Annotated in this window: 4 protein-coding genes, 1 tRNA gene and 1 pseudogene; 4 read left to right on the top strand and 2 right to left on the bottom strand. The window is 62.0% G+C overall.

The window, feature by feature from the left end:
• Positions 1-329: 329 nt before the first annotated feature.
• Positions 330-1,553 carry an ROK family transcriptional regulator gene (locus A7X77_RS21920; RefSeq protein WP_064684936.1) on the bottom strand — a complete coding sequence of 408 codons (1,224 nt, stop codon included), beginning with the start codon at positions 1,551-1,553 and terminating at the stop codon, positions 330-332.
• Positions 1,554-1,882: 329 nt separating this feature from the next.
• Between A7X77_RS21920 and xylF the strand changes: the two genes are divergently transcribed.
• The 4 genes from xylF (at position 1,883) to A7X77_RS21900 (ending at position 5,575) form a co-directional block, all read left to right on the top strand.
• Complete coding sequence (gene xylF / locus A7X77_RS21915; protein WP_064684935.1) at positions 1,883-2,923, top strand: D-xylose ABC transporter substrate-binding protein; 1,041 nt, start codon at positions 1,883-1,885, stop codon at positions 2,921-2,923.
• A 259-nt stretch (positions 2,924-3,182) separates the two neighbouring features.
• A complete protein-coding gene (locus tag A7X77_RS21910; RefSeq protein WP_064684934.1) occupies positions 3,183-4,496 on the top strand; it encodes a sugar ABC transporter permease in 1,314 nt (437 codons plus the stop codon).
• A 13-nt stretch (positions 4,497-4,509) separates the two neighbouring features.
• On the top strand, positions 4,510-5,292 hold the full coding sequence (locus A7X77_RS21905; RefSeq protein WP_064684933.1) for an ATP-binding cassette domain-containing protein: 783 nt from the start codon (positions 4,510-4,512) through the stop codon (positions 5,290-5,292).
• Between the two features lie 206 nt (positions 5,293-5,498).
• Positions 5,499-5,575, top strand: a tRNA-Arg gene (locus A7X77_RS21900).
• Between the two features lie 38 nt (positions 5,576-5,613).
• On the opposite strand, the pseudogene A7X77_RS21895 reads toward A7X77_RS21900, so the two are convergent.
• Positions 5,614-6,790: pseudogene (locus A7X77_RS21895) on the bottom strand (integrase core domain-containing protein).
• Positions 6,791-7,251: the final 461 nt, after the last annotated feature.

Raw genomic sequence — 7,251 nt, 5'->3', positions numbered from 1 at the left:
AGACGCTATTCTCATGGCGCACGGTGTTGCTCCTCTTTCGTGTCCGGGATTGTCGCCAAACATCCGAATACGAGTAGAATCAACACCGTGCGCCATGTCCACCAAATTTAAACCGGACAGCAGTGGCCTTGAGCCTGGAATCCACGGCCGCAGCCGATCGAGCCGGGCAGTTGTGCAGTGGTTTGGACCTTTGAAAGACCCCTCCCACAAAAGGGGCTTATCCGCGGCAGCGCTCCGGCCCAAAGCAACGCAGCTTCATACAGCAGCGACGGACTTAAAATGCGGGGTGCAACACGGTAGCCCCTCCCCTTGTGGGAGGGGTTTTGGCGTTACTCCCCGCCCTGAACGCCTGAGACTACAATATCCTGGTCGATCACCGAGAGCGCGCGGTTGAGGTGGCCTTCGAAGACCAGGATGGGTTCGTCGGGGACGATGCGGATTTCCGGCATGCCTTCCATGCGCACGATGTGCGACTGGCCGAGGCCCTCTTCGATGCCCTGGCGCAGCAGGTCGTAATAGCGGGTGCCGGGGCCGGTGATGGCGATGGGCATGCGTTCGGTAAGGCTGAGCATCCGCGACAGGCCGTTGCCGAGGGCAAGCCCCGCCTGGCGGAAGGCGAAGGCGGAGGTGCGGTGGCCCTGGCGGGCCTTGGCGGCGATCTTGTCGAGTTCGGCGACGGGGACGAATTTGGCGGGGATCGCATCGAGCGGCACTTCGAAGGCGCTGCGCAGGATGGCGTAGAAGCCGGCATAGGCTTCGATGCAGCCGCGCGTGCCGCAACGACAGAGGCCGCCACCCGCCATGTGCAGCATGTGGCCGAAGTTCGGGGCCGAAATTTCCTGCCCGGTCTGCCCTCCCCGCCGGACGATGCCGAGGCCGATGCTGTGGCCGAGGGAAAGGGCGGCGAGCGAGCGGAAATCGGCGCCCTTGACGATCTCCTCACGCGCGCCGAGCGCTGCGGCGACCAGCAGGGTCTCGTTGTCGAGGATGACCTTCGCCTGCCAATCCGGCCGCAGCGCCGATTCGAAATCGATCTGGTCGCTGCCGAAGATCGGCGACCAGACGAGCACCGGCTCGGTTGAATCGACCAGGCCCTTGCTGCTGATCGAGATCAGCAGGACTTTTTCCTGGGAAATGCGGGAGCGATCGAGAATGCGTGAAAGGCCGGCGCGCACGCCATCCACGAAGCGGCCGGCCCCTGAGGGATCATGCGAGCGCTCCTCGCTGAAGCGGTCGATCAGCTTGCCGGAATAATCCACCAGCGAATATTGCACCGCATCCGAGGAGATGATGACGACGATGAGATAGCCGCAATCACGCCGCTGCCGAAGCAGCACGCGCGGCCGGCCACGGCCGCTTGCCGCCTGCTGCTCGGATTTTTCGATGATCTGGGCGCGTTCCAGATCGGCCGTGATCGCCGAAATGGTGGCTGAGGACAGGCCGGTGAAATCGGATATTTCGGTATGGGCGAGCGCGCCGTGGCGACGCAACACGGACAGCACGAGCACGCTGTTTCTCTGCCGGACCAGCTCCGTGCTCGACTTGGTCAGCATGAATGCCGCCCTCTCCTCCTGCTTGCCCTACCCTAAAGCGCGTCGCGATCTTTCAGATTCGCTCGTTGCGCTTTAGCTCCTTGTTTTCACGCATGTCGTTGCCGCAAACCGCTGCACACTTTTGCGCGGCATGCTTTAGTTTCCACTGCATCTCCGGCCGCCCTTCCGCAAGGGGTTGAAGCCGATAGTCCAGTGTTGACAGTTGAAAAAATCTCTGACATCAAATTTCTCGACTGTCGAGAAAATAATCCGAATTTTCCTCGGCAGCTTTTCGCGGTGGCCGGAGGAAGCATGGGCTGGGCCGGTCGCAACTCACTCGGGAGGACATTATGAAGTCTATTTTGGAATTGATGGCGGGCGCGGCCATTCTCGTTTCCGTGCACACCGCCGCCATGGCTGCCGATCTCGTCGTCGGCGTTTCCTGGTCGAATTTCCAGGAAGAGCGCTGGAAGACGGACGAAGCCGCGATCAAGAAGGCTCTCGAAGCCAAGGGCGCCAAGTATATTTCCGCTGACGCGCAGTCATCGGCCGCCAAGCAGCTGACCGACGTCGAATCTCTGATTTCGCAGGGCGCCAACGCGCTGATCATCCTCGCCCAGGATTCCGACGCCATCGGCCCGGCCATCGAAAAGGCCGCCGCCGAAGGCATCCCGGTTGTCGGCTACGACCGCCTGATCGAAAACCCGGCCGCCTTCTATATTACCTTCGACAACAAGGAAGTCGGCCGCCTGCAGGCCGAAGGCGTCTTCAAGGCCAAGCCCGAAGGCAACTACGTCTTCATCAAGGGGTCGTCCTCCGACCCGAATGCCGACTTCCTGTTCTCGGGCCAGCAGGAAGTGCTGAAAGCCGCAATCGACGCAGGCAAGATCAAGAATGTCGGCGAGGCCTATACGGACGGCTGGCTGCCGGAGAACGCCCAGCGCAACATGGAGCAGTTCCTGACCGCCAACAACAACAAGGTTGACGCCGTCGTCGCCTCCAACGACGGCACGGCCGGCGGCGCGATTGCAGCGCTCGACGCCCAGGGCCTCGCCGGCTCCGTTCCGGTTTCCGGCCAGGACGGCGACAAGGCGGCGCTGAACCGCATCGCTCTCGGCACGCAGACGGTTTCCGTCTGGAAGGACAGCCGCGAACTCGGCAAGCGCGCAGCCGAAATCGCTCTCGACCTCGCCGGCGGCAAGGACATGAGCAAGATCGACGGCGCACAGGCCTTCAAGGGCGGCCCGAAGGGTGTGGAAATGCAGTCGGTCTTCCTGAAGCCGCTCGCCATCACCAAGGACAATCTGAACGTCGTCATCGACGCCGGCTGGATCTCCAAGGCTGAAGCCTGCCAGGGCGTGAAGGCCGACACGGTCGCCGCCTGCAAGTAAGCAAGCTCGAAACTGAACTGCCGGCGCCGCAGCGGAAGACCGTTGCGGCGCCGGATGCGGATGCGAACTCCAAGGATGCAGTTCCTCCGCCCCGCCGCGCCATCGCGGACTTGCATTCCCTGCCGGAAGGGTGTCGCGACGCCACGCCACGGTTTCCGGAAGCATCACGATGGTCAGTTGAAGAACGGACGATGACGCCGCCGACAGTTTCGGGCACGCCGGCGCACCCGTCCAAACACAATGGGGGAACGGCAAACCCATGGCCGAAATGGTAAAATCCACCACATCAAGCGGACCGCGAACGGCGGAAGCCAATCCGGTGACCCGCTTCTTCCGCGCGACCGAGATCGATACACGCCTGCTCGGCATGATCGGCGCGCTCATCATAATTTGGATCGGTTTCCACATCATCACCGGCGGTCTGTTCCTGACCCCGCGCAATCTCTGGAACCTGTCGGTCCAGACGACCGACATCGCGATCATGACGACGGGCATGGTGCTGATCATCGTCACCCGCAACATCGACCTTTCTGTGGGATCCGTGCTCGGCCTCTGCGGCATGATCATGGGCGTGACGCAGGCCAAGATCCTGCCTGAGTATATCGGCTTCGACAGCCCCTTCACCTGGGTGATCACGCTGCTGGTCGGCCTGATTGCCGGCGGCCTGATCGGCACCTTCCAAGGCATGATCATCGCCTTTCTTAACGTTCCCTCCTTCATCGTCACCCTCGGCGGCCTGCTGGTCTGGCGCGGCGCGACCTGGCTCGTCACCAGTGGCCAGACGGTTGCTCCAATGGACCAGACTTTCCGCATCATGGGCGGCGGCGCGGAGGGCTCGATCGGCGCCACCTGGAGCTGGATCGTCGGCATCGCCGCCTGCCTCTTCGTCATCGCCAGCATCATCAGCTCGCGCCGGCAGCGCCGCCGCTTCGGCTTTCCGCGCCGGCCGATCTGGGCGGAATATTTCCTCGCGATCCTAAGCTGCGTGCTGATCCTGGGCGCCGTCTCGATCGCCAACAGCTATTATTGGCCGATCAACATCGCCAAGAAATATGCCGAGACCAACAACATCCCCTGGCCCGAAACAGGCCTGGATATTCCCTACGGCATCGCCGTGCCGGTGCTGATCGCGATCGTCGTCGGCATCATCATGACCTTCATCGCCACCCGCCTGCGCTTCGGCCGCTATGTCTTCGCGATCGGCGGCAATCCTGAGGCGGCCGAACTCGCCGGCATCAAGACCCGCTGGGTGACGGTGCGCATCTTCGCGCTGATGGGCGTTTTGGCCGCTATCGCCGCGGCGATTTCCACCGCCCGCCTCAACGCCGCGACCAACTCGCAGGGCACGCTCGACGAGCTCTACACCATCGCCGCCGCCGTGATCGGCGGAACATCGCTGGCGGGCGGCACTGGCACGATCGCCGGCGCCATGCTCGGCGCGCTCGTCATGCAATCGCTGCAATCCGGCATGGTTCTCGCCCATGTCGACACGCCGCTGCAGAGCGTCGTCGTCGGCACCGTCCTCGTCGTGGCGGTCTGGCTCGACACCGTCTATCGCGCCCGTGCCAAGTGAGAGGAGCCTTAACATGACTGAACACCGCACTCCCCTCGTGGAACTGAAAAACATCTCGATCGCCTTCGGCGGCATCCATGCCGTGGACAATGCCTCGGTCGATCTCTACCCCGGCGAAGTCGTCGCTCTGCTCGGCCATAACGGCGCCGGCAAATCGACGCTGATCAAGATTCTCTCCGGCGCCTACAAGCGCGACTCGGGCGAAATCCTGATCAACGGCGAGCCGGCCGACATCCGCAACCCGCGCGATGCCAAGAAATACGGCATCGAGACGATCTACCAGACGCTTGCCGTCGCCGACAATGTCGACGCCGCTGCCAACCTCTATCTCGGCCGCGAGCTGAAGACCCGCTGGGGCACGCTGGACGACGTGGCGATGGAAGCTTCGGCGCGCGAAGTGATGGGGCGGCTCAACCCCAACTTCAAGCGCTTCAAGGAACCGGTGAAGGCGCTTTCCGGCGGCCAGCGGCAATCGGTGGCAATCGCCCGGGCCATCCTCTTCAACGCCCGCATCCTGATCATGGACGAGCCGACGGCTGCCCTTGGTCCGCAGGAGACGGCGCAGGTGGGCGAGCTGATCAAGCAGCTGAAGAAGGAGGGCATCGGCATCTTCCTCATCAGCCACGATATCCACGACGTCTTCGACCTCGCCGACCGCGTCTCGGTGATGAAGAACGGCCAGGTGGTGGGCCACGCCCGCACCGAGGATGTGACCAAGGATGAGGTGCTCGGAATGATCATCCTCGGCAAGGTGCCGCCGAAGGCCATCCCCGGCCCCGGCGCCATGCAGATCTGACCGGCGCAAAGCGCCCTGCCCCAAACAACCCCCGCTCCGCCGCCCGCAAGGCCGGCGGAGTTTTCACATGCGCTTCCCAAGTCGGCGAATAAAAACACCCTGCAAATTGCAAGCATCGGTATTTCTGAGAAATTCGCGATTGAAGCCGGCCGCAAGCTAGGCTAAGAACCACCCATCGGACAGGCGATTCAAACCGCCTTCGGCATGCACCCGTAGCTCAGCTGGATAGAGTGTTGGATTCCGATTCCAAAGGTCACAGGTTCGAATCCTGTCGGGTGCGCCAGCTTTTTGAGGGTCCATTCTGGACACATAGGTTACGGTTTATTCCTGAGACATAGGTAACACCTTTGCGCCGAAAGGGTCGGCAATGGTTCGAGCCTGCATGTCTCGTCATCGAAGTATCCCAGGTCGTAATCCATGAAGCTTGCGAGCCAGATATGGTCTTCGACCTGTTTGATGCCGACGGCCTGACCGGCAAAGACCAGGCTGAGATTGATCTTCTTTCGCTTGTAGCAGATGCGGCCGCATGTTGTGACGGTAACGGTCTGGTCGTGAAACGGATAGTCGAGCTTCGGCAGGCCGCGATAGAATCGTGGTGAGGCGGTGTAGCGCTCTGCCGGGCAGGCCATGTTGAGCGCCTGGTGAGGCCGCTCGGTGTTGAATTCTTCGATGAAGTCGTCGAAGCGGGCCCGCTGCTGCAGGAAATTGGCGCCGGCTGGCTTGGTGGTCTCCAGCTTGAGGGTGAGATGCATGCGTTCGTGGCGGCCGTTCTGCTGCGGATTGCCTGGCTTGATGCGCTCGATGTCGATGCCGAGCCTGAGCCACCAGACCGCCAACCGCGACAGTTGAACAATCCGTTGGGGCTCGCGAAGGGTACGCCATTGTCGGTTCTGATCGCCCTGGCAGGCCGAACTCCTTGAAGACGCTCTCGAACACGGTGAAGGCGTAAGCCTCCTTCGTCGTGTGCAGCGCTTCACAAGCCAGGAGATAGCGGCTAGCAAAATCGGTGATCGTCATGGATAGCAGTAGCGCTTGTCGGCGAGCATGAACTCGCCCTTGTAATCGGCGCACCACAGATCGTTGGCCTGGCGAGGCTGGGAGAGTGGCGTTCCGACAGCCCGGTTGCGTCGTCGCTTGCGGTGCTGGACCAAGCCGTTGCGGTCGAGCACCGCGTGTACGGTCGAGATCGCCGGCGTTTGCACGTCCGGGTAAAGCCGCGCCAATCGTTCTCTGATCTTCGGCGCACCCCAGTTGGGCTTCTCCTGCTTGGCACGCACAATCAGCTTCTCGATTTGGAAAGGAAGCTGATTGGCGTGCCGGTAAGGCCGTCGCGATCGATCCGTCAGTCCTTCCAGTCCGCAGGCATTATAGCGGCTGATGATCTTGTGGCCGGTCTTGCGGGAGATGCCGAACTCGCGGCACAGCTCTTCTCGCCATCCAAGACCCGCGCAACGAATTTGAGACGCTCGTCCATGCGGTTGCACTCCTGCCAAGGCACCTTCGCTCTCCTCGCAAAGGCAAAAAGTGTAACCCATGTCTCCGGTATGAACTGTCACCCTTCTCTCGGGAAGGACACAGATCGCCCAGTATGAGAAGCAGTATGCGGACACTGTAGCCCAGGCGAAGCAGAAGGCGACCGAGGCGGCCCAAACTGCTGCAACCGCATTCTCTGCCGGCGCGATCCTGGCATTTATCGCCCTTGCCGTCGGTGCGGTCGCCGCGTGGGTCGGGGGTGCTGTCGGAAGCACGCACGTCGTCCGCGATGAAGAGGTCTATGTCGCGCCTTAACCTCAGAAGATGGAGGACCCACGGGCGCTAAACTGCTCTCGGGCAGCCACGGGTTGCAGAGCTTCGAGAGAACCGTGTTCTTCCGAAGCCATACGATCACGAATAGATCGTGGCGGCTTTGAGCAGGATGTCGGCCAGCATGTGAGACGCTTTTGAGAGGAGCGATCGGGC

The sequence above is a fragment of the Rhizobium bangladeshense genome (genome assembly GCF_001662075.1).
Taxonomy (GTDB): domain Bacteria; phylum Pseudomonadota; class Alphaproteobacteria; order Rhizobiales; family Rhizobiaceae; genus Rhizobium; species Rhizobium bangladeshense_B.
The sequence above is the reverse complement of the archived record's forward strand: the minus strand, read 5'-3'. Positions and strand labels throughout refer to the sequence as shown.